Annotated in this window: 23 protein-coding genes and 1 riboswitch; of the genes, 15 read left to right on the top strand and 8 right to left on the bottom strand. The window is 41.2% G+C overall.

What is annotated here, in order from left to right; all coding sequences use genetic code 11:
- Positions 1 to 174 precede the first annotated feature (174 nt).
- The 5 genes from J2S07_RS14665 (at position 175) to J2S07_RS14685 (ending at position 6,409) form a co-directional block, all read left to right on the top strand.
- Entirely contained in the window at positions 175 to 324 is a 150-nt protein-coding gene (locus J2S07_RS14665) for a hypothetical protein (protein WP_307151164.1), read from the top strand.
- 135 nt (positions 325 to 459) lie between these two features.
- Entirely contained in the window at positions 460 to 3,156 is a 2,697-nt protein-coding gene (locus J2S07_RS14670; RefSeq protein ID WP_307151165.1) for a response regulator, read from the top strand.
- Positions 3,157 to 3,172: 16 nt separating this feature from the next.
- Complete coding sequence (locus J2S07_RS14675; RefSeq protein ID WP_307151166.1) at positions 3,173 to 4,015, top strand: CheR family methyltransferase; 843 nt, start codon at positions 3,173 to 3,175, stop codon at positions 4,013 to 4,015.
- 3 nt (positions 4,016 to 4,018) lie between these two features.
- Positions 4,019 to 5,983, top strand: coding sequence for a PAS domain S-box protein (locus J2S07_RS14680; RefSeq protein WP_307151167.1), 1,965 nt, complete (start codon positions 4,019 to 4,021; stop codon positions 5,981 to 5,983).
- A 90-nt stretch (positions 5,984 to 6,073) separates the two neighbouring features.
- On the top strand, positions 6,074 to 6,409 hold the full coding sequence (locus tag J2S07_RS14685) for a hypothetical protein (RefSeq protein WP_307151168.1): 336 nt from the start codon (positions 6,074 to 6,076) through the stop codon (positions 6,407 to 6,409).
- Positions 6,410 to 6,648: 239 nt separating this feature from the next.
- Here the strand turns inward: J2S07_RS14685 and metH are convergent, their stop codons facing one another.
- From metH to J2S07_RS14700, 3 genes are read right to left on the bottom strand one after another with little or no spacing between them, the layout of a single operon-like run.
- Positions 6,649 to 10,089 (bottom strand): methionine synthase, encoded by a 3,441-nt coding sequence (gene metH / locus J2S07_RS14690; protein ID WP_307151169.1) that lies wholly within the window; start codon positions 10,087 to 10,089, stop codon positions 6,649 to 6,651.
- The gene (locus tag J2S07_RS14695) at positions 10,067 to 11,923 is read right to left on the bottom strand and encodes a bifunctional homocysteine S-methyltransferase/methylenetetrahydrofolate reductase (RefSeq protein WP_307151170.1); all 1,857 of its coding nucleotides are present in this window, start codon (positions 11,921 to 11,923) and stop codon (positions 10,067 to 10,069) included. The genes metH and J2S07_RS14695 overlap by 23 nt, the downstream gene beginning before the upstream one ends.
- A 25-nt stretch (positions 11,924 to 11,948) precedes the next feature.
- The gene (locus tag J2S07_RS14700; RefSeq protein WP_307151171.1) at positions 11,949 to 13,073 is read right to left on the bottom strand and encodes a methionine biosynthesis PLP-dependent protein; all 1,125 of its coding nucleotides are present in this window, start codon (positions 13,071 to 13,073) and stop codon (positions 11,949 to 11,951) included.
- A 181-nt stretch (positions 13,074 to 13,254) separates the two neighbouring features.
- A riboswitch (SAM riboswitch) is annotated at positions 13,255 to 13,365 on the bottom strand.
- A gap of 196 nt (positions 13,366 to 13,561) precedes the next feature.
- Between J2S07_RS14700 and J2S07_RS14705 the strand changes: the two genes are divergently transcribed.
- Entirely contained in the window at positions 13,562 to 13,780 is a 219-nt protein-coding gene (locus J2S07_RS14705; RefSeq protein ID WP_307151172.1) for a hypothetical protein, read from the top strand.
- A gap of 91 nt (positions 13,781 to 13,871) precedes the next feature.
- On the opposite strand, the gene sda is transcribed toward J2S07_RS14705, so the two are convergent.
- On the bottom strand, positions 13,872 to 13,997 hold the full coding sequence (gene sda, locus J2S07_RS14710; RefSeq protein ID WP_370872843.1) for a sporulation histidine kinase inhibitor Sda: 126 nt from the start codon (positions 13,995 to 13,997) through the stop codon (positions 13,872 to 13,874).
- Between the two features lie 216 nt (positions 13,998 to 14,213).
- Here sda and J2S07_RS14715 point away from each other — a divergent pair, with 216 nt between their 5' ends.
- The 6 genes from J2S07_RS14715 to crcB (J2S07_RS14740) all read left to right on the top strand — a co-directional run bounded on the left by J2S07_RS14715 (position 14,214) and on the right by crcB (J2S07_RS14740) (position 17,288).
- Complete coding sequence (locus J2S07_RS14715; RefSeq protein ID WP_307151174.1) at positions 14,214 to 15,065, top strand: gamma-glutamylcyclotransferase family protein; 852 nt, start codon at positions 14,214 to 14,216, stop codon at positions 15,063 to 15,065.
- A gap of 164 nt (positions 15,066 to 15,229) precedes the next feature.
- Positions 15,230 to 15,445, top strand: a complete 216-nt coding sequence (locus J2S07_RS14720) for a hypothetical protein (protein WP_307151175.1) — start codon at positions 15,230 to 15,232, stop codon at positions 15,443 to 15,445.
- Positions 15,446 to 15,494: 49 nt separating this feature from the next.
- Entirely contained in the window at positions 15,495 to 15,701 is a 207-nt protein-coding gene (locus J2S07_RS14725) for a DUF6501 family protein (RefSeq protein ID WP_307151176.1), read from the top strand.
- Positions 15,702 to 15,820: 119 nt separating this feature from the next.
- Positions 15,821 to 16,501, top strand: coding sequence for a YfjL-like protein (locus J2S07_RS14730; protein ID WP_307151177.1), 681 nt, complete (start codon positions 15,821 to 15,823; stop codon positions 16,499 to 16,501).
- 50 nt (positions 16,502 to 16,551) lie between these two features.
- On the top strand, positions 16,552 to 16,932 hold the full coding sequence (gene crcB, locus J2S07_RS14735; RefSeq protein ID WP_307151178.1) for a fluoride efflux transporter CrcB: 381 nt from the start codon (positions 16,552 to 16,554) through the stop codon (positions 16,930 to 16,932).
- A complete protein-coding gene (gene crcB / locus J2S07_RS14740) occupies positions 16,932 to 17,288 on the top strand; it encodes a fluoride efflux transporter CrcB (protein WP_307151179.1) in 357 nt (118 codons plus the stop codon). Before crcB (J2S07_RS14735) ends, crcB (J2S07_RS14740) begins: the two co-directional genes overlap by 1 nt.
- Before the next feature lie 116 nt (positions 17,289 to 17,404).
- On the opposite strand, the gene yidC is transcribed toward crcB (J2S07_RS14740), so the two are convergent.
- Positions 17,405 to 18,169, bottom strand: coding sequence for a membrane protein insertase YidC (gene yidC, locus J2S07_RS14745; protein ID WP_307151180.1), 765 nt, complete (start codon positions 18,167 to 18,169; stop codon positions 17,405 to 17,407).
- 507 nt (positions 18,170 to 18,676) lie between these two features.
- Complete coding sequence (locus J2S07_RS14750) at positions 18,677 to 19,249, bottom strand: biotin transporter BioY (RefSeq protein WP_307151181.1); 573 nt, start codon at positions 19,247 to 19,249, stop codon at positions 18,677 to 18,679.
- Positions 19,250 to 19,443: 194 nt separating this feature from the next.
- Here J2S07_RS14750 and J2S07_RS14755 point away from each other — a divergent pair, with 194 nt between their 5' ends.
- From J2S07_RS14755 to nadE, 3 genes are read left to right on the top strand one after another with little or no spacing between them, the layout of a single operon-like run.
- A complete protein-coding gene (locus J2S07_RS14755; protein WP_307151182.1) occupies positions 19,444 to 20,349 on the top strand; it encodes a cysteine hydrolase family protein in 906 nt (301 codons plus the stop codon).
- A gap of 36 nt (positions 20,350 to 20,385) precedes the next feature.
- On the top strand, positions 20,386 to 21,852 hold the full coding sequence (locus tag J2S07_RS14760; RefSeq protein WP_370872838.1) for a nicotinate phosphoribosyltransferase: 1,467 nt from the start codon (positions 20,386 to 20,388) through the stop codon (positions 21,850 to 21,852).
- 17 nt (positions 21,853 to 21,869) lie between these two features.
- A complete protein-coding gene (nadE, locus tag J2S07_RS14765) occupies positions 21,870 to 22,691 on the top strand; it encodes an NAD(+) synthase (RefSeq protein ID WP_307151183.1) in 822 nt (273 codons plus the stop codon).
- A 73-nt stretch (positions 22,692 to 22,764) separates the two neighbouring features.
- On the opposite strand, the gene pflA is transcribed toward nadE, so the two are convergent.
- Together pflA and pflB are read right to left on the bottom strand one after the other, a co-directional pair.
- On the bottom strand, positions 22,765 to 23,499 hold the full coding sequence (gene pflA / locus J2S07_RS14770) for a pyruvate formate-lyase-activating protein (protein ID WP_307151184.1): 735 nt from the start codon (positions 23,497 to 23,499) through the stop codon (positions 22,765 to 22,767).
- 249 nt (positions 23,500 to 23,748) lie between these two features.
- Positions 23,749 to 25,974 (bottom strand): formate C-acetyltransferase, encoded by a 2,226-nt coding sequence (gene pflB, locus J2S07_RS14775; protein ID WP_307151185.1) that lies wholly within the window; start codon positions 25,972 to 25,974, stop codon positions 23,749 to 23,751.
- Positions 25,975 to 26,114 lie beyond the last annotated feature (140 nt).

A 26,114-nucleotide genomic window follows, 5' to 3' on the forward strand; every position in this document is an offset into this window, starting at 1 on the left:
AATATCGCCTTATACGTGTACATTCACTACGTTATTCGTATCGAATAAAACCCGTTCACGTACACGTATAAGGCTGAAATCAGCACTGAAGACTAACATAGCCTTGTGTGGGAATAATTCATGATTTTACGGTGATTTTAAGAAGGAACAGTTATGAATCAAGGAGGGGCAATATTGAACAAGAAATCGCCGTTTCACTGTCAGGAAGATATGGATGTGGTACATCATCAATTAGTGGAACAGATTGCACGGATTAGCGTGGATGAGGAAGAAGAAAGAATGAGGGATGAATTAGAATTAGAGAAGGAAAATGGGGCTGATTGACCAGCCCTTTTTTTGATATTTCGAAAAAACAGACTTTTCTACACAAATTTTTCAATAAATCTTAAAAACAGGGTGAAAATATGGTTTACTAGTATTTGATAGTGAAAACAGTGAGAAAATTGAAGGGGAAAAACGATGAAATATACGACAAGGCTATATTTAGGCTTCAGTTCAGTCATCATCCTAATTACTATTTTAATAGCATTAATTGTTGGAATGCTAAATAATCAAAATCAAGAAATTAGTAACCTTGTAGAGGATCGTTATCAAAAAATAAAGCTAATCAATCACATCCGAGTCAATATTAAGAATATTGATCGAGAATTGAATGAAATGGTCTTTGAAAACGCTAATGAGCAAAAAGTAAATAAAATTCAAAAAATCCGTGATGCATCAATATTGGTTGATGAAGATCTAGCGGTGTTAAAAGAAATTATTCAATTCAAGGATGCTAAGTTGCAGCTTGCCAATATTAATGCGCAAATCAAAGCGTATAATACAACCGTTGATCAAGTGATCTCTTTGGTAGTCGTTGATGATATTGAACATGCTTCATCTCTATTTGTGACTTCCAATGAACAATATTTGCAGATTATTAATACAAGTGAAGAATTAATTTCGATTCAGGAAAGGATTATGGAGGATACATTGGCGAGCACAGAGGCCTCCTATAATTTATATGTGAAAATTGCCCTTTCATCTATAATCCTCGCTATTGTATTCGGTTACGGAATTTCACGGTGGGTGATCAAAAGCATCATCTTTAGATTTAAAAGTATTCGGGCTGTAATGAACAGTATCGAATATGGCTCTGAGAATCTTCCACGGATAAAAATGGTCGCAAATGATGAAATCGGGGAGATTGCTCAAGCCTATAACAAGATGGCAGAGGCGCTGGAGAAGCATGAACGGACGGAGAGGGAGTATGTTGCCGATATTGAAGGGCAGAATTGGGTGTCTAGCAAGCTATCAGACTTATCCATGATTACGCAGGAATCGGCTTATTTACATGAATTAGGAGATAAATATCTTCAAGAAATTGTACCCTCCGTAGAGGCAACCCATGGAGTTCTGTACGTTTTGAAGAATGATGGGACAAATCCATACCTAGAAAAAATATCCTCCTATGCTGATGTAGCAAAATTGGAGGGAGGAGTGAAGGAAAGGGTTGAGCTTGGAGAAGGGCTGATCGGCCAATGTGCAAAGGACGGCAAGCCCATTTATCTATTCGATATTCCAGAGGATTATTTATCCATTTCATCGGGCCTCGGAGAAACAAGCCCGAACACCATTCTCATCTATCCGATTATGTTCAATGGTTCTGTTATTGCTGTTATTGAATTGGCATCGCTAGAGAGGTTTGAAGATTTGCATGAAAATTTACTCATTCAAGCAATGAATCAGCTTGCCATTGCCATCTATCGCATCAATCAGCAAGCACAGGTTCGGGAGCTTCTAGAAGAATCACAGGCATTAAATGAGGAATTGCAAACTCAGTCGGAGGAGCTTCAGCTGCAGCAGGAAGAGCTGCAGACTATCAATGAAGAGCTTGAAGCGCAGTATAAGCATTCAGAGCAGAAAACAAAGGATCTAGAGGCAATTAAATATGAGCTAGAGGAAAAAACAAGACAGCTGCAGCTTAGCTCGAAATACAAATCAGAGTTTTTAGCAAACATGTCGCATGAGTTACGTACTCCGTTAAATAGCATGATTATCCTTGCACAAATCCTTCAGGACAACAAGGAAGATAATTTAACAGAAAAACAGAAGGAGTATGCTTCTACCATTTATGCGGCTGGAAAGGATCTGCTTTTACTCATTAATGATATTTTGGATTTGGCCAAAATTGAATCAGGAAAGGCAAATATTCAAATCGGTGAAATGGAGTTTGGTGAGCTTGTCAAGGTTACCGAGAGACAATTTAGACCTGTGGCCGAACAGAAAGGAATTGAATTTTCCGTTGAAATTGAAAAAGATATACCCAATATCATTTATACGGATGAACAAAAGGTCCACCAAATTCTCAAGAATCTTATTTCAAACGCCATTAAGTTCACTGAAAAAGGACAGGTGCAGTTACGTGTTAAATTTGCACGGTTTGCCGAGAATCCTAATGAATATATTTCATTCCAAGTCTCCGATACAGGCATTGGAATTTCCTCAGATAATAAACAGCTTATTTTTGAAGCCTTTCAACAGGAAGATGGAACAACAAGTAGAAGATACGGTGGCACAGGCCTTGGGTTATCTATAAGCAAGGAGCTTGCCGATTTATTGGGTGGTAAGATTCACATTGAGAGTGAAGTTGGGAAGGGAAGCGTATTTTCTTTCTATTTGCCTGTCGATATGAATGAGAAAACGGTCCCCATTTACGATGAGGTAGCGGGAACAATAGAAGATTTGAATGAGGATCGAGCTGTGTCCCTGCCGGTCCCCGATTTTAATTGCGAAGAGGTGTTAAACGGGAAAAGGGTCCTTGTCGTTGATGATGATATGAGAAATGTTTTTTCATTGACCACGGCACTTGAGGGGGCTGGCATGCACGTTGCTTTTGCTGAAAATGGAAGAGAGGCCTTAGAGTTTTTAGAAACAGACAGCCCAGTTGACATCGTTTTAATGGATATTATGATGCCAGAAATGGATGGCTATGAGACGATGAGATTGATCCGCAGGCAGGAAAAATGGAAGAAAATGCCGATTATAGCCTTAACAGCGAAAGCAATGAATGATGACAGAAAAAAATGCATTGATGCAGGGGCCTCAGACTACATTTCGAAGCCGGTCAAATTGGAGCAATTATTCTCTCTGTTAAAGGTTTGGCTTCACAAATAGGGAGGGTACATATTGAATGAGTGTCAAGCATTACAATGATTTAGAGAAAATCGAGATCAACCTTTTGTTGGAGGGAATCTTTCAATACTACGGGGTTGATTTTAGAAACTATGCTTATACCTCGATACGGCGGCGAGTTTTGTATCGGATGAAGGCAGAGCAAATAGAGTCTGTCACACAGCTATTAGATCGAGTCCTCCATGATCCAAAAATGATGGATAAGCTCTACCATGATTTTTCGATCAATGTAACAGAAATGTTTAGAGACCCAAGCTTCTTCCAAGTCTTGCGTGAAACAATTTTACCACATCTCAAACGATTGCCTTCTATTCGTATATGGCATGCGGGATGTTCTACTGGTGAAGAAGCTTATTCCATGGCCATTCTCTTGAAGGAAGAGGGGCTTCTGCATAAGACAAGAATCTATGCCACCGATTTTAATGAAAAAGTGTTAGATAAAGCGAGAGCTGGAGAATTTATGCTGGAAAAAATGCAATGCTACACAAATAACTATATTCGCTCAGGGGGAACGCATGATTTCTCTGAGTATTATTGTGTGCGTAATAATATGGCTATTTTTCATGAGGAGTTATCCCAAAAAATTATTTTTGCCCAGCATAATCTCGTCACGGATGGCTCCTTTAACGAATTTCATATGATCATTTGTCGAAATGTCTTAATTTATTTCAATCATACATTACAGGAGCGAGTCCATATGTTGTTCTATCAAAGTCTAAGTCCAAATGGATTTCTTGCTCTAGGCAACCGTGAGGGGCTCTTGACGCGAATGAAAAATGTAAATTATAAAGTAATCGACCAAAAGGAGAAGATTTTTCAAAAGGAGAGAGGAAGTGAGTAAAGGATGGAAAACAAACAAGTGAACATTTTGTTGGTGGATGATCGGGCCGAAAATCTGTTAGCTCTTGAAGCGGTCCTAACTTCTCCTTACTACCGGTTAATTAAAGCCCAATCAGGAGTGGAAGCGTTGAAATGGGTACTGAGAGAAGATTTTGCTGTCATTCTCATGGATGTCCAAATGCCAACATTAAATGGATTTGACACAGTTAAGATGATTCGAGAAAGAGAGAAAACGAAGGATGTTCCAATTATATTCATTACGGCTTTAAGTCAAACGATGGAAAATGTCTTATATGGCTATTCTATTGGTGCCATTGATTATATCATTAAGCCCTTTGATCCGATTATTTTGAAATGTAAGGTAGAAGGCTTTGTATCCTTGTTTTTGAGTAAAAGAAAAATTGTCGAACAAAAGGAGATTATTAAAAGTAGAACAAAAGAGCTGGAAACGGTCTATACGGAGCTTAAGAAAAAGGAAGCGATGAACCGTGCCATTGGAGAAACCTCCATCGATACGATTGTTTCCTTTGATGAAGAGGGCATTATTCTATCCGCCAACCCAGCGATAAAAACGATGTTCGGTTATGACTATTATGAAATCATTGGTCGGAAGGTAGAGGTTTTATTTAGAATTGGAATTTCGGATATTCCCAAGCGAGCGATTGTGGAAGCAACAGGAATTAAGAAAAATAAGACTACCTTTCCGATCGAAGTCCACCTTTCCGAAGTCGAAGTAGAAGGCGAGAATATTTTCGTTTGCTCGATCCGAGATATTACGGATAAGAAGACCCATTTTGAAAAGCTAGAAGGGCTTGTAAAAATGAGAACAAACGAGCTTAGCAAAGCTAACGAAAAGCTTCATCAAGAGATTGAAGAAAAGCAGGAAACGCTACAGAAATTATTTGAAAGTGAGGAAAAATATCGACAGCTCGTTGAGAATTCCCCCGAGGCGATTATTGTAAGACATGTAAATAGTGAAAAGATTTCTTTTATTAATGAAACAGGTGTAAAGCTCTTCAAAGCAGCTGGTAAGCATGAAATTATCGGGAGAAGCATGTTCGATCTGGTCCATCCGGACGACCATGACATGGCGAAGGAGCATTTTTCTAGATTAGGAAGGGAAGAAATCCTTCCTCCATATGAAAAAAGGTTAGTGTCCTTGAATGGGGACATTATCGATTCTCAAATTAAGATTATTCCTTTCGTTTATGGGGGAGAGGCGTCTTTACATATTGTGATTCGTGACATGACCGAGGATAAACGAAATAAAGAATTTATTCAGCAATCGGAAAAACTCAGTGTTGTTGGGGAGCTTGCTGCGGGGATTGCCCATGAAATCCGCAATCCTTTAACAAGTTTAAAAGGTTTTACCCAGCTATTGGAAAACAAATATTCGACAGATAGGGAATATGTAGAAATTATGATTTCGGAGATTGATCGAATCAATACGATTGTAAGTGAGCTATTACTGCTTGCCAAACCGGGCAGGGATGATTTCAGGGCCGTTGATCTTAATCGATTATTGCGAAATGTAAGCATGTTAATGAGTGCTCAAGCAAATCTTCATGGGGTCGCCATAAAACAAGAAAATGCTCATTCGCTTAGAGATGTCATGATATACGGAGACGAAAACAAATTGAAACAGGTCTTTGTCAACATTATGAAGAACGCAATTGAAGCGATGGAATATGGTGGAAGCATTATCATTGAAACGAAGATGACTGATCGGATGATCGCTATTTCCATTACTGATGATGGATTAGGTATTCCCTCCCATATATTGCAGAAAATCGGCAACCCTTTTTATACAACAAAAGACAAGGGGACGGGCCTAGGCTTGATGGTTTCCAAAAGTATTATTGAAAGCCATCAGGGTGATTTGCAGATTGAGAGTGAGGAAGGACAAGGAACCACTGTTCAAGTCATCCTCCCGATCATGAAAAATCCATGTGAGACAGCCGAAAGTTAAGAATATATTTCTAGCTTCATATAGTTAGACGTCTATTCCCTTTTTTATGTGTTACGTAGTATAACAGTAAACCAAAAAGGAGGGAATCGTATGTCAGAAAACAAAAAGAAAAGAATCAAGGTTGGCAGAGTAATTATAGAGGCGGACGAAGTCATCGTTATTGAAGCGAAGAATAAAAAACGTCATCATAATCAAGACGATGTAGCAGGTGAATATGATGATCATGATGGGGGCTCTCCTGGCCGTCATTGGCACCGTGATGACGGGGTGCTTGGTGCAGGCAACAGAAGAAATCACCATCATGATGAGGTAGAAGAAGTTTCCGATGACCATGAGGACTACCATCACGACGATAGAATGCATCATGATGATGATGACGTTGGTGGAGTGGAAGATAGAGGAAGACATAGAGGCTTTTGGTGGTAATAAAAGAGAGAGCTACAACAAAATCCAGAGCAGGCGCTCTGGATTTTCTTAAAAGATAAGATTGTATAAATTTCGACTTTGAAAATTGTCTAGCTCCAGCGCCTATCGCCTATCAAACTTCAGGTCTCCTCCCTACGATAAGTCATCATCGAATCGCTATCGCTCTTCGTGATTCCTTTATCTCAGTCGAAGCCCCTCCAGTTTGTACGGCGATAACCAAGGCGCTTACGCTTTTCTTATCATAACACATTGAAATATCTAGCTTCTGGATGGGCAAAGACGATGGCGGTTACGGAGCCTTCTGGGTCCATCATGTAGCCATCAGTGAGCTCGATGCCAATATCTTCAGGCTTGATTAATGCAAAAAGCTTGCTTTGATCCTCTAGATTCGGACAAGCTGGGTAGCCGAATGAGAAGCGTTGTCCTTGGTATTTGGCTGCAAAGCGTTCCTGCATCGTCATACTCGCAGGATCAGGAAAGCCCCAGGCATCACGCATTTGGCGATGAATGAGCTCGGCAAAGCCCTCGGCGGATTCAAGAGCGAGAGCTTGCAAGGCATGAGATTCCAGAAATTTACCGTCTGCCTTAAGCTTCTCCGCTTGTTCACGGATCCTATTCCCTGATGTAACTGCGAAAAATCCAACGTAGTCCATTTCCCCAGAGTCCACGGATTTCAGATAATCAGCCAAGCATAGATAGGCCCCTTTTTCCTGTCGAGGAAAATCAAAGCTCTCTATGACTTGACTGTGATCATTTGGATCATAAATGATCACTTTATTCCCATTCGACTGAGCTGGGAAAAATTGATATACAGCAGCAGGCTTGATCCATTCCTTTTCCTTCGCCTCGACGATTAATTCAGTGACGAGATCATTTATTTTATGAGCCTTTTCATCATTTGCCTGTAATAGCTTTTCAATTTTTCCTTTCACACCAAGGTGGTGCCCGATGAGCATTTGCTTGTTAATGTATGGCTCAACATGGTCAAGAGAGTAGGACTTTAATAGATGTCTTTTCGTATCTCTTGGGACAAAAACAGCGACATCTGTCCGGAGCTGTGGTCTCTCCAACACCGCAGTAGCTGTTCGCTTATGAGTAGAGAAGCTTGCTGGCTCCTGGGAAAGCTTGGCTTTTTTTTCTTCTATCAGTGTTTGCCTTTCTGCTTGATCCTGAATTTGATTCGCCAAAGTCAATCCATTCATCGCATCCTTTGCGTAGAGGACAAGACCGTCATATTCTTTCGATATTTTCGTATCCGTAAATTTTCGGGATAGGGCCGCCCCACCAACAAGAATAGGGATATCAATTCCTGCCTGCTTGAGGTCGTGGGCAGTGATAACCATTTGCTGCGCTGATTTCACAAGCAAACCAGATAACCCAATCATATCGGGCTTTTCTTTTCTAACCGATTCTATCAGTGTGGCAGGAGCTACTTTAATGCCCAGGTCGATCACCTCGTAGCCATTATTACTAAGAATGATGTCGACTAGATTTTTTCCAATGTCATGGACATCGCCTTTGACGGTTGCGAGAATAATCTTCCCCTTGCTTGCGCTTGCGTCATTTTTCTCCATATATGGTTCTAGGAAAGACACAGCTGCTTTCATGACCTCTGCACTTTGCAGCACCTCAGCAACGATGAGTTCGTTATTGTTAAAGAGCCTTCCAACCTCTTTCATCCCATCCATTAGAGGACCATTGATGATATCGAGTGGACTAGGGAAGCTAGCTAATGCTATTTCAAGGTCTGGAATTAATCCCTCTTTAGTTCCTTCAATGACGTAGTAAGCAAGCCTCTCCTCAAGCGTCATATCAGGGATGAAGCTCTTAGATTCTTTCTTTTTATCACGATAAAATTCTGTGAATACGGCTAAAGATTCCTGGGTTGTTTCAAATAAAAGCTTCTCTGCCATTGCGATCTCTTCCTTTGAAATGGATGCAAAGCGTTCAAGCTTCTCGGTATTGACAATGGCATAATCAAGACCAGCCTGTGTGCAATGATACAGAAAGACAGAATTAAGAATTTCCCTTCCGACTGCTGGCAGCCCAAATGAGACATTGGAAACCCCGAGGATTGTTAAGGCTTTAGGAAAATGCTCTTTGATGAGCCTAATTCCATCAACGGTTGCCTTAGCTGAACCAATATATTGCTCATCCCCAGTTCCAACTGGAAAGACGAGTGGATCGAAAATAATATCCTCTGGAGCGATGTTGTATTTATGGACTAAAAGATCATAGGAGCGTTTCGCAATTTCAAGCTTTCTTTCAGCCGTAACCCCCATACCTTTTTCATCGATCGTACCAACCACAACAGCTGCACCATACGTATGGACAAGGCGTGCAACAGCCTCGAAGCGACCTTCCCCGTCCTCTAGGTTAATCGAGTTGATAATCGCTTTCCCCTGTGAATAGGAGAGGGCCTTTTCAATCACCTTATCGTCAGTCGAGTCAATGACAAGGGGAACTTTAATTTTCTTTGTCACTTCTTTAAGGAAGTTCTCCATGTCCTCTAGCTCGTCTCGGTCAGGGTCTGCTAAGCAGATGTCAATGACATGGGCACCACCCTTGACTTGGGCTCTGGCAATTTCAGAGGCTTCCTCAAATTTTCCTTCAGAAATAAGACGCTTGAATTTTCTTGAACCAATGACATTTGTTCTTTCCCCAACCATGATCGGACGAAGGGTAGGGTCATCATAAATAAAGGCATCAATCCCCGAGACCATATGGTTTGTTTGTGTACTAGGAACCCTTGGACTGTATTTCTTCATTTCCTCGGCGATCGCCCGAATATGATCAGGTGTGGTACCGCAGCAGCCGCCTACAATATTTAACCAGCCTTCTGCAGCAAAGCCACCGAGCTTTTTCGCAAGGGATTCTGGTGTTTCATGGTAATTTCCATCTTCATCGGGAAGTCCGGCATTAGGGTAGCAGCTAACGGCTGCTGACGAAAGACCCGATAAGGACCTAATATGGTCCTGCATAAACTCTGGACCGGTCGCACAATTGAGTCCTATCGCAATCGGGTTCATATGATGGACCGAAATATAGAAGGCCTCGATCGATTGCCCCGCAAGCGTCGTACCCATTGGCTCAATGGTTCCGGAAATCATGACCGGGACCTTGATTCCCCGTTTTTCAAAAGCCTTCTGAATCCCTAGAAATCCAGCCTTCACATTTAATAAATCCTGACTCGTTTCAAGGAGCAGAACATCAACACCGCCATCAATTAACCCAAGCGCCTGTTCTTCATAGGATTTTTGAAGGGTTGCGAACGTGGTTCCACCAGTCACGGATAAGGTTTTGGTTGTTGGTCCCATCGCACCCGCAACAAAGCGTGGCCAAAGGGCTGTTGAGTATTGGTCGGCTGCTTTTTTTGCAATAATTGCCGCTGTTTTATTTAACTCGTACGCCCTGTCCCCAAGGTCATATTCATCAAGGACAACTTCTGTTGCCCCAAATGTATTTGTTTCAATAATGTCAGCTCCAGCTTCTAAATATTGCTGATGAATGGACTCAATCACATCTGGTCTGGTCGCATTGAGAATTTCATTACAGCCATCATATTCTTCGCCACCAAAATCATCGGCGCTCAGGTCAGCTTGCTGGAGCATCGTCCCCATCGCACCATCCATAATCAGTATTCTCTTTTTCATTTCGTTAATTAATAACGCTTTCGACATTTTTCATCCTCCCTTGCCTCTTGCTGTGTTTGTTCGTATATCGCGCGAGCTCCACCGTCATTTCATATCGGAGAAAAGGGGTGATTAAATAAATTCCATTGAATAGCTCTGCTGCCGCATCAATTAAGGATTTCGTTATGGCCAACCCTTCCTGTGCTGAACGGATTGGGTCACCTTGTAATGAAGCCATTGTATCACGAATGGACTGTGCGATCTTAATACCGGGTACCTCGTTATGCAAAAACTCTGCATTTTTGCTGCTAGTTAAGGGCATTAAGCCAATATAAATCGGGGCCTTAAGGTGCTTTGTTGCCTTATATACCTCCATAAGCTTTTCCTCTGAATAAACTGGTTGGGTGATAAAATAATCAGCGCCATATTTGATTTTCTTCTCCATTCGTTCGACCGCTTTTTCCACGGAACGAACATTGGGGTTGAAGGCGGCTGCGACAGAAAAGACCGCTTTTTGGCCCAAATCCTTTCCTGAAAAAGATAATCCTTCATTGAACTGTTTGATCATTTGAATCAGTTCAAAGGATGATACATCATATACGGATGAGGCCCCCGGAAAATCTCCGACTCGGGCAGGATCTCCTGTTATCGCTAAGACATCATTCAATCCAAGGGTATGCAGACCCATTAAATGAGATTGCAATCCAATGATATTGCGGTCACGGCATGTGATATGGATAAGAGGCCGCAAGCCGACTTGAGTTTTTGTTAGATAGCCGAGGGCAGAATTTTCAATGCGAGGGGAGGCGAGGGAGTTATCTGCTAATGTAATCGCATCAATTCCCTCTTTTTTTAACTCCCTTGCTCCCTGAAAAAATTTCTCTGTATTCAGCTTTCGCGGAGGGTCCAACTCAACGATGACGGACGGCCTTTCCTTCACAATTTGCTGGAGCGGGGTGTCGTCTCTAACATTTGAATTCTTGACCGAGACGATATGCCTTTCTTTAACGACCTTTTCTGTGATCGGTGCTGCTCCTTTTAAAGCCTCTGCAAAGGCGCGAATATGCTCTGGTGTCGTCCCGCAGCAGCCTCCGAGTAAACGGATTCCTTCCTGGCGAAATGCTATCGCTGATTTTCGAAAATATTCAGCTTCCCCACCGTAGTGGAACTTCCCATCTGTATAAGCAGGGAGACTCGCATTCGGATAGGCTGATAGAAAAGCCTTCTTTGGAAGCTTCACTTCTTCAAAACTCTTAATCATGTGATGCGGTCCGAGTCGACAGTTCAACCCGACAACATCTGCTCCCAGTGACTCTAATCGATCAAACGCTTCATTTAGGGTGAGCCGATTTTGCAGAATTCCGGGCTCTTGGATCGATACTTGGGCGATAATGGGAAGAGTGGTTTCCTTTCGGGCGATGGTCAATACTGCCTCTAATTCCTCCAAATCATAAAAGGTTTCTAACAGAATGCCATCTACGCCTTCTAGGAGAAGACAGTATAGCTGTTCTCGAAAGCTTCGCTTTATTTCATCAAGTGAAAATGCCATTGGGGTGATGCTACGGATTCCACCCATCGTTCCGACTACATAACCTCGGCTTTTCGCGGCTTTTTTGGCCAGCTTAACAGCGGCGCTATTTATCTCCTTGACAGATTCCTCCAATCCATATCTTCCGAGCTTCAAGTAATTAGCGGCATATGTATTCGTTTGTAGGAGATCAGAGCCGGCCTCAATATAGGCTTCATGGATACTGCGTATCTCTTCGGGATGGGAGAGATTCAGCTCCTCGTAGCAACTCCCTGTGCCATAGGAGTAGAGAAGGGTTCCCATCGCGCCGTCCCCAATTAATATTTGCTGATTTAATTTCTCTAGGAAACTCATATTCTCACTCCTTTCTATAGTCTTGTTAAAGCGTAGTTTGTAAGGCTGATTGTTTTTTTGCTTCCAATAGGGCCTGTTCTAAATCACTAATTAGATCCTTCGTATGTTCAATGCCAACGGAAAAGCGTAGCAAGCGATTGTCCACTCCCGTTTCAAGACGAATTTGTAGAGGAATGTCGGCATGCGTTTGGGTAGCAGGGTAGGTGATAAAGCTTTCGACGCCTCCTAAGCTTTCAGCAAAGGTGATCAATTTTAAGTTCTTTAGAAAAGGATTCACCCATTTTTCATCCTGAACCCGAAAGGAGAGCATTCCCCCTCTACCTGGGTACAGGACATCGGTTATTGCTTCATGCTTAGATAGAAATTGCACGATTTCCTTCGCATTTTGCTCGTGTTTTTCCATTCGCAGCGCTAATGTCTTCATTCCACGTATAAGGAGCCAGGAATCAAACGGGCTCAAAACTGCTCCATTACCGTTATGGTAAAAAGCGAGGGATTCACAAAGCTTTTCCCCCTTAGCCACAACCAGTCCCGCAAGCACATCATTATGTCCGCCTAGATATTTGGTTGCACTATGGACAACAATATCGGCTCCTTCAGCAATCGGCTTCTGAATGTAAGGAGTATAGAAGGTATTGTCCACGATGAGAAGCAGCTGATGTCTTTTTGCAAGTTCGGCAACCTCTTGGATATTGGTTTGCTCCATTAAAGGATTTGTTGGTGTTTCGATAAAGATGGCTTTTGTATGTTCGTTGATACATCGTTTGATACTCTCAGTACAGCTTGTGTTGACATAGGAAACCTTGAGCCCCCATTTCTTGGCACACTGCTCAAGTAGTCGATAGGTGCCTCCGTATAAATCCTTAGAAACAATCCATTCATCCCCTGATTGGAAAAGGGAGAGGACAGTTAAGATAGCCGCCATTCCAGAGCTGCAGGCAAATCCTTGATCCCCTTCCTCGAGTTCCGCAATGGCCGATTCAAGAATGTTCCTTGTTGGATTTCCCGTACGAATATAATCAAACCCACTTGATTCACCGATTCCTTCATGGCGGTAGGCAGTTGAGAAATAGACAGGTGGATTGACGGCACCGGTGGTTGTTTCACTTCGGTTGCCGATTTGGGCTAGCTTCGTATCTGGTTGGTACATGGTCCACACTCCTTTGTTAAAATGCTGTTTGATATGGGCTTATACGTGTACGTGAACGGGTTTTATTCGGTACGAATACCTTAGAGAATGTTCACGTATAAGGCGATAAAACAAGAACCTAGAGAAAAAAATAAAAGCCTTCTTATAAGAAGAAGACTTTTATCTGCTAAATAAGCCGTTCTTCTTATCTGCCAAGTTTTAACTAAAAAACTTGCTGGAATTAGCACCTTGCAAATATTTGCAGGTTGCTGAGGCTTCATAGGGCCAGACCCTCAACCTCTCTTGATAAGAAATTAGATTCAATTTTCTAAAATTTACTACATTAACAGAATAAAGTCAACAGTAATTGTAAAAACAATCTTTTTGGAAGGTGTAAGGGAAAGCTGTAAATGTTCTTAATATTGACATAAATTTTTAGAATATTTGGTATATAATGAATATAATAACAAGGTACTGAACTGTTACCTTAAAAATAGGAGGGAATTGTGGTGCCATTGAGGAGCCGTTGCCACCATCATTATTTGGAATATGAAGAAAGTACCAATGACTTAGTGGAGGTTGGTGCGATTTTTTCAAAATGGACAGATTGTGGCCATATGGATTTTCCGCTCGATGTACAGGAAACCATCGAGTCCAACGTAAAAGAAAAGAGGAATTATCCAATATCACCTGCCCAGCTGTATTTAAACCTTTTAGATTTTTCATGACGTAAATCCATTGCTCTTAAGCTTGCCTGACGGGTAAGCTTTTTTTAATATAACAAGGCCACCGCTTCGTATTGAGCGGTGGCCCCTGGCATTACTTATTCTTAAAAGGCTTTAGTCCTCGCTTTTCTATTTCATCCTTCAACAATTGCGCCCATTCCTTATCCTTCCCCGACTTCAATGCATCACGATACGAGACAATCAACATTTCATTACTCATAATCTTCAATATGCATACCTCCTGGTAAAAGGATTGTAAATCTATGTTCATTCATTGTAATGGATTTCTTTTCTTTTGAAAACCCTTTTCACGAAATTTTCAAAAAATTATTCATCGAACTTAGGCTCAGCATTCCAGCCTCTTAATCGATTTTACAGAATGAAGAAATCATTATAGGATAGGATCAAGCTGTGACAAGCATAAGGGGGAATTTGAGTGAAGGTTTTTGTCTATGGAACCTTGAGGAAACACGAAAAAAATCATGATAAATTAAAAGCTGCTCGTGTTCTTGCGGAGCAAGCATGGGTATATGGAGAATTATTTGATACTGGACTGGGCTACCCGGTTATGAGGAAATCCAATGAGAAAAAGGTATACGGAGAACTTTATGAGATTGATGATGAAATTTTAAAAGAGCTCGATTGGCTAGAGGGTTATGAGCCTGAAAACGAGGATCATTTATATGAGCGAATGGAGGTTGAGGTCTATACCGACTTCAACAGGACAAGGGCCATTACCTATGTGGAAAACCGAGCCATTGCAAAAGAGGCGATTTCCTCTGGGGACTGGAAGCTTCATCAACTCATGAAATCTAAGCCGAACAAGCTTTATTATTTTGCTTACGGGTCTTGCATGGATGTTGAAAGATTCCAGAAAGCGAATGTGGATCATTTTTTTCAAGCGGTTGTCGGGGCTTGCAGGCTAGACGGGTATTCGATGAAATATCTTTTCTCCGTGGCAGATGGTGGACGTGCGGATATTATTGAGGATGGGGGAGTGGTAGAAGGCATTTTATACGAGGTTCCCTTGGAGGCTGTCGAATATTTATTTGAGCGGGAAGGCTTTTACACAGGATGGTATCGTGCTACCTTTGTCGATGTTACCGTTGACGAGCAAGAGTACAACGATGTTCTAACCTTCCATGTGTACGATAAAAAGGCGGAGCAGGCACCTCCAGCTCATTATGCCGAGGAAATCTTAAGAGGCTCTAAGGGCAGGGTGAGCGAAGCGTATTATAACAAGCTTGTGGCTGAATTAAAAAGGCTTGGCTGTGAGTTTGTGGGCTGAATATTCTCCTTGCGATGAGTAAAAGGTGAGACTTCTTTGACTAATCTTCGTGAACAAATTGCCTTTCAATCGAAGGCGCCACCGTTTTTCATAGGAAAAATGTTTCATACAAGCAACTGGGCGGGTAATGATTAGCACCACTACCTTAGAAGGAAGGGGTATCTATGAAGCTATTTATTGAAAATGGCTATTATGAAGTGGTGTATGATCATCACAGCTACCCGAATCTTGAGTTTATTCGCTTAGATGAAATTTGTGAACGCACCTATATAACCTTAAAAAATGTTATTACAGGTGAATTTTTTACATTTGACGAACAAAAAATTATTAAAATAAGCAGGAAGCTATCACTTATTCAAAATCATGTTGCAAAGAATTAAGTTTTCTCCCTATAATGAAATGAAAAGAATGAACGAAGGAGATACAGTAATGAGACATCTAACATGGAACCATTCCGAAACACTAAAACAGGTAAAGTGCGTTCATACGAATGCAGAAAAATATATTGTTCATCATGCTTTAACAGTTGGAAAGACCTATGAGGTAAAGAATGAAACAGAGGAATTTTATTTTATCGTTGACAACAGTTGGAAGGTCGGCGGATTTTATAAGGATTATTTTGAAGTAGTTTCATAAGAACGATGAAAGGACCGCTTGCGGTTCTTTTTTTTGCCTAATTTTCACAAGAACTATTGCTATTTTACATATTTAGTGTAAAATTACACTAAAAGAACAATTTGTTAGGTGGGGTTATTTTGAGTAAACCGTTAAAGATCTTTTTGCTGATTTTTGCTGTATTAGTCATTGGATTTGCACTATTCGTCTATTTTTCATTTGCTGGCCTTCCATGGAAAAAAATTACGGTTGGAAATGCAACGTTAGCGTATTTGCAGCAAAAGTATGACGAGGAATTCGAAATCGAGGATCGATTCTATAATTTCAAAGATGGATCCTATGGAATCAAAGTGCATCCCGTCAAGGAGCCAACGATGTCCTTTTATGCAGAAGAAGGCTGGGGGAATGACAAATTTATCGACTATTATCCTGAAGCGGTTTGGGTGAAGCAAGCGGATCAGGACTTTAAGGAAATCGTTCGTGAAATTTTCCCTGAAAAGCGGCGCTATCGTGTCGATACAGTATCTGGGGAAGGGATGGAGAAGGTTAAGAAGCTGCCAATTCCACATTATATTGATGCAAATGCTTATATTGATGTTCTTGTGAATTTGCCGAAGATATTTGATGAATCAGACGCGGAGCTTGAGAGAATCATGAAGTTGATCCAATTTGCCCAACAAAATGGGGGAAATATTCATCTATTTCTGGCGTATGAACCGAACGAGGAAGACACGAAGAATGTTACCTACATTACCTTGACAAATGAACAAATCAAGCAAATAAATTCGATAGAAGATATCAAAAAGTATTATAATAAATAGAGTTTAGGCTCTATTTTTTTGTAGGGCTATTTTTTCGGCGAGGTGTCATTTTGCAAATCTATTTGTATATCGGCCTTGGGGGTGCGATAGGGAGCTGCCTTCGATATTTGGTCACCCTCATGACCACCAAACTATTTGGAACTCTCTTTCCGCTTGGTACGATTTGTGTGAATCTGATTGGTGCCTTTCTACTAGGATGGTTCACGAATGCCACTTTTTTCAAACGATTGGATAGCAAGTACATAGCGGCCATCAATACGGGAATCATTGGTTCTTTTACGACTTTATCAACCCTAAGTATTGACGCTACCACCCTCATACATCAAGGTCAGTTTTTGGAGGCTGCCTTTTATTGTGGCATCAGTATTATCGGTGGGTTTCTTATGGCATTTCTTGGTCTTAGGCTTGGGATAAAGGAAGGGAAGAGCTAATGGGTACATGGTTATCGATTGCCTTGGGTGGTTTTTTTGGTGCAAATGCTCGTTATCTGATCGGGCAATGGGCAAAGAAGAAGCTAAGGACGGATGTTCCAATCGGGACCCTGGCAGTGAATCTGATCGGTTCCTTTTTGCTTGGAATCTTGATTGGTGGTTCGTTTGAAGGGCATGTATATCATCTAATTGGTGTTGGCTTCATGGGGGCCTTTACCACCTTTTCGACGATGAATGTTGAGGCGGTTCAATTGTATATGAAGAAAAAAATCGCAGTCTCGGTTATCTATTTGGGAATTACTTACATCGGAGGGATACTCCTTGCCTTTCTCGGCATCTACTTAAGCAATGTTTAAACATTTGGAGGATGCAGTATAGAAAAAATCCATTGGCATATGTACTCCTAATAGCCTACTAAAGCAAGAAGCCTGCTATTCGATTAGCAGGCTTCTTGCTTTGGGTAGCTATCTATTTACTTTTCAGCCTCTTTATTAACCTCTTTTTTGTAGAGGCGTCGTGCTAATAATGTTTGGAAAATGAGAATAGTTCCGCCGACAGTCCAGTATAAAGGAAGCGCAGCTGGTGCTTTGAATGAAACCATGACGATCATGATAGGAGATAGAAGCCCCATCATTTTCATTTGTTTCTGCTGTTCTGTGGGCATATTTGCCATCGAAACTCTAAATTGAAAATAGTAGACAATCCCAGCAAAAGCGGTTAACCATAGGTCCGGCTGACCAAGACTAAACCAAAGAAAAGAATGGCTCGCAATTTCTGAAGAACCTCGAATAGCGTAATAAAAGCCCATCAAAATTGGCATTTGAATGAGAATCGGTAGGCAGCCCATGGATAAAGGGTTGACATTATATTTTTTATAAATGCCAAACATTTCCTGCTGCAAGGCTTGCTGTTCCTTAGGATCCTTTGTTGCCTTTAGCTTCTTTTGGATTACTTCAAGCTCAGGCTTCATTTGATCCATTTTCACCTTCATTTCTTGCTGCTTTTTCGTCTGCTTCAGCATCATTGGCATGAGGAGAAGACGAATGATTATTGTTATTACGATAATGGAGAGCCCATAGCTCCCGCCAAACAAATCTGCGAGCTTATGAATTAAGGCAGCAAATGGTGTAACTAAATAAGTTTGAAAGAACCCATCATTGTTTCCACTCTGTGCTGAACAGGCCGATAGGAACAGGGTGCTTAAGGTGATGAAAAAAAGTTTTATTCTAACATTCATTCAATGATAACCTCCAGTATTTTTGAGAATATGCGCTATTTGATTTTGAAACAAATAGCGCACCATCCTCATCACTACTAGAGCTTATTTTTCTTCTAATACATTTTATCATCCATGAAATGATGTAATTAGTATGATTGTTTACAGGTGTTTTGTAGAAACCTATAGAAAAAAATGTCTCCTCTGAAACCGTGTGGTTGGAAGAAATATATTGAATCTCAATCTTCCAAATCCACAATAGGTGGATGAACATGAGAAATAGTCCACCATAGATGGAGTACATCGCTGAAAGACTTATAAAATCTAATAAGGACTCGATCATAAATTCACCTCTATTTAAGGAGCAACATCTAACAGTATAAGAGCAGAAAGCGGGAAATGCAATGGTAGTTGTTATACGATAGAGATGAAGAAAGGATTCAAAGAATTTTGTTGGCATGACTCGCACCATGGCGTGAGCTTTTCCGTCAAAAAAAGAGCCACCATTGAAAATGATGACTCTCTTTACTAGGCAGATTGGTTAAGATTGGATGAGAATAGAAGGTTCGCAGATATTAAGCGGTTTCTTACAATGATGCCAATCCAGGAAGCGAGTAGAGCTTTAATGACACCGACGATAAGAAATGGGGTAAATCCACTTGCCATAGCAGCAGTCCATGTCAAATCAAGCGAAATTTGTAGCCAAATCGTTCCAAATGATAGGGTGATGAACATCCCAATAATATTAGCAATAATCGCATTAATCATGGTAAATCCGAGTTTTTCCATATAAAATCCGATCACAAAGGCCGCCGGAATAAATCCGACTAAAAATCCGCCAGTGGGACCAACAAGCTTGGATATTCCAGCGGAAAACTCTGCAAAAACGGGTACTCCTGCAGACCCAATGGCTAAATATAAGAGGACCGAGATCGTTCCGTAACGAGAGCCTAGAATGGTTGCAGCTAGACCGATTGCTAATGTCTGTCCAGTTATTGGAATAAGCGGAAGCGGAATGGTTAACTGGGCCATCACACCAATAATGGCCGCAAAAAGGGCGGTTATGATCATGGATCTAAGTTTGATTTGTTCCTTATTCATTTTGTATGCTCCTTTCTAATGTCAACTTGTTTTATTGATTGGTTTACATATAAAGAATATAAATTCTTCAGAAAAATATGTCAACAGTAAAATGGACATTACCCTCATTTTTTTCTAATATCATTGGAAAACAATAGCAAAGTGCTTATTGATAGTGGTAATATTCATAATAAATAGGTGAGGGGGAAAGATGGATGAATACGAATTTTGAAGAAATTATTGATTTATCAGCGATTGGTAAACATAATCCAATCAAAAATAACGACATTTTTAGACTGGCATTAGCTGAAAATCTCCCATCAGCAAACACGGACGAGCAGAAGGTGCTGTTCATCGGGATCGATTTTCAAAATGATTTTTTGGAAAATGGAGAGCTGGCCGTTCCTAATTCCCATAAGGATGTGGAGAACACACTTCGATTTTTATATGCGAATTTGGAGAAGATTACTACAATAGCGATATCGCTTGACACCCATAATGCACAGCAAATTTTCCATCCAAGCTGGTGGGTCGACCAAGATGGAAATCATCCGGAGCCGTATACGATCATTTCTGAGGAGGATATTAGAGCTGGAAAGTGGAGTGCAGTTGAAAGACAAGAGGAAAGCTTAGAATACGTTCATCAATTAGAACAGCAGGGAAGAATGAAGCTTTGTATTTGGCCGTTCCATTGCATTGAAGGCACATTTGGGGCTGCTTTGGAAGGACAATTTTCCAATATGATTCATTTTCACTCCATTGCTAGAAAGTCTCCGATATACAAAATTGTTAAAGGGAAGGATCCCCTTAGTGAGATGTACGGAATCATTAAGCCGGAATACGATAAAAATAACTATGTAAATAATGAGCTGCTCCAAATGATGAAGGGGTATGACAAAATCATCATGGCGGGTGAAGCCAAATCCCATTGTGTGTTGGAATCATTGAGGCAGATACTGGAGCATTTCCAGGATGATGTTGATTTCACGTCAAGAATTTACTTACTTGATGATTGCATGAGCTCTATTCCAGGCTTTGAGGAAGGAACGGAAACAAGCTTAAAGAATTTTAAAAATTCCTATCATATTAATATCGTAAGCTCAAAGGAGCTAACCTTATAATTCAGGATCAATATTTGAGGAAAGAAGGACTGATGGATGATGCATCACTATCAGGATGATAGTTTAACGTTACACACAGATCTATACCAAATCAATATGGCGGAAACCTATTGGGAGGATGGTGTCCACAATCGGAAAGCTGTGTTTGAAGTTTATTTTCGCAAGCTTCCCTTTGGGAACGGCTTTGCTATTTTTGCGGGCCTGGAGCGTGTGATCGAATATATTAAGGACTTTCGGTTTACAGAAACGGATCTGGATTATCTACGGAATGAAGCTGGCTTTAAGGAGGACTTCCTCCAGTATTTAAAGACGTTGCGCTTTACAGGGAATATCCGTTCCATGGTTGAGGGTGAAGTCGTTTTTGGAAATGAGCCATTGATCAGAGTTGAGGCACCGCTGGCAGAGGCCCAGTTAGTGGAAACAGCTATCCTAAACATTGTGAATTACCAAACATTGATCGCCACTAAAGCGGCACGGATCAAGCATATCGTTGGCGATGAGATAGCAATGGAATTTGGCACAAGAAGAGCACATGAAATGGATGCTGCCATCTGGGGGACACGGGCTGCTTTTATCGGTGGCTTTAATTCGACTTCCAATGTTCGAGCTGGAAAAAAGTTTGGCATCCCCGTGTCTGGAACCCATGCTCATTCCTTGATTCAAGCCTATAAGGATGAATACATAGCTTTTCACAAATACGCAAGACGTCATAAAAATTGTGTATTTCTTGTTGATACCTATGATACTTTGAGATCGGGCGTACCTAATGCGATTAGAGTCGCAAAGGAACTTGGCGACAAAATCAATTTCATCGGAATCCGCCTAGATAGTGGTGACTTGGCTTATCTCTCTAAAAAGGCAAGGAAAATGCTTGACGACGCAGGATTTCGTGAGGCAAAAATCGTGGCCTCGAATGATTTGGATGAATATACAATCATGAATTTAAAGGCCCAGGGGGCGCAGATTGATACTTGGGGGATCGGGACCAAGCTCATCACGGCCTATGATCAGGCTGCGCTTGGAGCCGTCTACAAGCTTGCTTCGATTGAAGATGAAAATGGAGAAATGGTGGACACGATAAAAATAAGCGGAAACCCTGAAAAGGTTTCAACCCCCGGCTTGAAGAGGGTCTATCGAATTATTAATAAGGCCAATCACAAGTCTGAAGGAGACTATATTACCTTAGATGATGAAAATCCACAGGAAGAAGAACGGCTGAAGATGTTCCATCCCGTTCACACCTATGTAAGCAAATTTGTGACCAATTTTGAAGCGAAGGAGCTTCATAAGGATATTTTTGTTGATGGTAGGCTAGTATATGATTCTCCGTCCATAATGGAGATGCAATCATATGCCAAGGAAAATTTGGAGCTTCTTTGGGATGAATACAAACGAACACTAAATCCAGAGGAATACCCAGTGGATCTAAGTCAAAAATGCTGGGACAACAAAATTAGGAATATCCAAGAGGTCCAGAAAAAATTAAAGAAGAATGGCTTCTAAAAAGGAGGTAATTTCTTTTGGCATTGCAGGAACAGATTATTTCGGAATTATTTGTTAAGCCTAGTATCAACCCAAAGGAAGAAATACGAAAACGTGTGGATTTCCTGAAGGAATATGCCAGAAAAACAAAAGCCAAGGGTTATGTGCTGGGGATTAGCGGTGGTCAGGATTCCACCCTAGCTGGGCGACTAGCACAGATTGCGGTGGAAGAACTGCGCGCAGAGGGCTATGAAGCGAAGTTCATCGCTGTTCGGCTTCCCTATGGGACGCAGAAGGATGAAGAGGATGCAAAGAAAGCCCTTAAATTTATACAGGCTGATGAATCCTATATATTTAATGTAAAAGAAGCGGTCGATGCGGTGAAGCGAGAATATGATCATGTTATGGATGGGGAAGAGCTTCGGGATTACCATAAAGGCAATGTAAAGGCCCGTATGAGAATGATTGCCCAGTATGCCATTGGTGGGATGCATAATCTTCTTGTGATCGGGACGGATCATGCCGCAGAGGCTGTGACTGGATTTTATACAAAATATGGAGATGGGGGAGCTGATGTTGTTCCGTTAACGGGCCTTACGAAAAGGCAGGGAAAGGCACTTTTGAAGGAGCTGAATGCGGAGGAAAGTCTTTATCTAAAGGTACCTACAGCGGATTTGTTGGATCAAGCACCAGGACAGGCCGATGAAACAGAGCTGGGGATAACCTATGATGAGCTGGATGACTATTTAGAAGGAAAAAAGGTATCGCCTGAGATTGCTGAGAAAATTGAAAAACGCTATCTCGTTTCCAAGCATAAACGACATGTACCAGCCTCGATGTTTGATGATTGGTGGAAATAAAAGGAAAGGGACTCGTTTTTCGAGTCCCTTTGTTCATCCACTTTCCCAATATAGTCGGGCACCAAACATAAAATTACGAGAGTTTTTCCGTTAAAATCCTCTGAGCTAAAGCGGTTGCTTCCTCACTCGGTGGTTGAATATCCTTTAGCGGATATTCCAAGCCAAGCGCTTCCCATTTGTATACTCCAAGCTGGTGATAGGGGAGGATCTCCACCTTTTGAACATTTTTGAGCGTACTGATAAATTCGCCAAGCTTACGTAGGTCGGCTTCATCATCTGTAACAGTTGGTACTAACACATGGCGAATCCAAACAGGCACATTTTGGTCTGATAGATATTGGGCAAATTCGATGATGTGATCATTTGCCATTCCAGTCAGATTTTTATGCTTTTTCCGGTCGATATGCTTTAAATCAAGTAAAATCAAATCGGTATATTGCAGTAGTTCTTTTAAATTCTGCTGAAACTGTTCGGCATGGGAATAGCAGCCCCCAGATGAATCAATTGTGGTATGAATACCAAGTTTTTTACATTCCTTAAATAATTCAATAAGGAAGGGGATTTGCAGCAGTGGTTCACCACCTGATACCGTAATTCCGCCCCCTGATGCTTCAATGAAAGGAAGATAGGATTTAAGATCGTCGATGATTTCGGAAACAGACATTTGCTTACCGATTCCAATTTCCCAAGTGTCCGCATTATGGCAAAATTGACAGCGCAATAGGCATCCTTGAGTAAAAATGACGTAGCGAATCCCAGGCCCATCTACCGTACCAAAGGTTTCGATTGAGTGAATGTTTCCGTTCATGATGCTATCTCCTTTCAGGTGAGGGAGAGGGGAGGATTCCTCCCCTCAAATTTTGATTTTCTTATAATATAAGAAAGTATAAATTTCGACTTTGAGAACTGTCTAGCTCCAGCGCCTATCGCCTATCAAACTTCGGGTCTCCTCCCTACGATAAGTCATCATCGAATCGCTATCGCTCTTCGTGATTCCTTTATCTCAGTCGAAGCCCCTCCAGTTTGTACGGCGATGAGCAAGGCGCTTGCGCTTTTCTTATAATGAACCATGGAAGGTTCTATTGATAACATCGAGCTGCTGTTCTTTTGTAAGCTTGATGAAGTTAACTGCGTATCCAGAGACACGAATCGTTAATTGTGGATATTCCTCTGGATGCTCCATAGCGTCTAATAATGTTTCCTTGTTCAACACGTTAACATTTAAGTGATGTCCTTGTTTCACAGCATAGCCATCCAAAATGCTGACTAAGTTTTGAACACGAACCTCATCTTCTTTACCTAATGCCTTTGGTACGATGGAGAAGGTGTTTGAAATACCATCCATTGCGTAGGCATAAGGTAATTTGGCTACAGATGTTAGGGAAGCAAGTGTACCCTTTGTATCACGGCCGTGCATTGGGTTTGCTCCTGGTGCAAATGGTTCGCCAGCACGGCGGCCATCAGGAGTATTTCCTGTTTTCTTACCATACACGACGTTTGAAGTGATGGTTAGGATGGACATTGTATGAACAGAGTTACGATAGGTTGGGTGCTTACGAAGCTTTTTCATGAAGCTTTCCACAAGCTCAACCGCAATGCTGTCCACACGGTCATCATTGTTCCCGTATTTAGGGAAGTCACCTTCTACCTCAAAATCAACCGCTAAGCCGTTTTCGTCGCGAATTGGTTTAACCTTTGCATATTTAATCGCACTTAAGGAGTCGGCAACCACACTTAGTCCTGCAATTCCTGTTGCCATCGTACGAAGAATTTTCGTATCATGTAGTGCCATTTCGATGCTCTCATAGCTATATTTGTCATGCATATAATGGATGATATTCAAAGTGTTAATGTAAAGGCCTGCAAGCCATTCCATTGTCTTATCAAATTTCTCCATCACTTCATCGTAGTTAAGGACATCAGAAGTAATAGGGGCATAAGCTGGTCCGACCTGAACTTTGTGTTTTTCATCCACATTGCCGTTAATGGCATATAGAAGTGCCTTCGCAAGGTTCGCACGTGCACCGAAGAATTGCATTTGCTTTCCGATTTCCATAGCGGATACACAGCAAGCAATTCCGTAATCATCGCCGTACTCAGGGCGCATGATATCATCATTTTCGTATTGAATCGCACTTGTATCGATGGAAATCTTCGCACAGAATTTCTTAAAGTTCTCTGGAAGGCGAGTTGACCAAAGAACCGTTAAGTTTGGTTCTGGAGCTGGACCAAGATTTCTCAATGTGTGTAAGAATCGGAATGAGTTCTTAGTCACTAGCGGACGACCATCATTTGCAATCCCACCGATGGACTCAGTTACCCATGTAGGGTCTCCACTGTATAGCTCGTTATATTCATTTGTGCGAGCGAATTTCACAAGGCGAAGCTTCATTACGAAATGGTCGACAATTTCTTGAACTTCCTTCTCTGTTAATACTCCATTTTGTAGGTCTCTTTCAATATAAATATCAAGGAAGGTAGAGATTCGACCTAAGCTCATTGCCGCACCATTTTGTTGTTTAACGGCAGCTAGATAGGCGAAATAGAGCCATTGGAATGCTTCAAGGGTATTATTAGCAGGCTTAGAAATATCAAAGCCATAGCTTAATGCCATTTCTTTTAGCTCTTTTAGAGCACGGTACTGCTCGCTCATTTCCTCTCTTAATCTGATCACATCTTCGGTCATAATAGAAGACGTAGCTGCAAAATCCTTTTGCTTTTCCTGCATGAGGAAGTCGACACCGTAAAGCGCCACGCGACGGTAGTCACCGATAATGCGGCCGCGTCCATAAGCATCTGGAAGTCCAGTGATGATTCCTACGTGACGAGCTTTTCTCATTTCTTCTGTATAAGCATCAAAAACTCCTTGGTTATGAGTTTTGCGATATTCAGTAAACGTTTTTTCAACCTCTTTATTTAATTCGAATCCATATTCAGCTAGAGATTGTTTCGCCATTCTGACGCCACCAAAAATTTGCAAAGAGCGTTTGAATGGTTTGTCAGTTTGGAAACCAACGACTTTTTCCAAGTCTTTGTCTAGGTAACCAGGACCATGTGAAGTAATGGTTGAAACAATTTCAGTATCCATATCAAGAACGCCACCATTTTCACGCTCCTGCTTTGATAAATCCATCACTTGCTCCCAAAGCTTGGTTGTTGCTTCAGTAGGACCTTCTAGAAAGGTATCGTTTCCTTCATAAAGAGAATAGTTTCTTAAAATAAAGTCACGAACATTCACTTCTTTTTGCCAAACACCTGATGAAAAACCTTTCCATTGTTCCATGATAGAACACCTCTTATTATTATTTTTGTCTATACAACAGTTAGTACACTAATACTATAATTTGAGTGTAACAGATTTCATGTGAAAAAAATCACATGTTATAATATTTTTTGTGAAATTATTATGAACTCTAATTAAAT

This window comes from Anoxybacillus andreesenii (genome assembly GCF_030813005.1).
Classification (GTDB): Bacteria; Bacillota; Bacilli; order Bacillales; family Cytobacillaceae; genus Robertmurraya; species Robertmurraya andreesenii.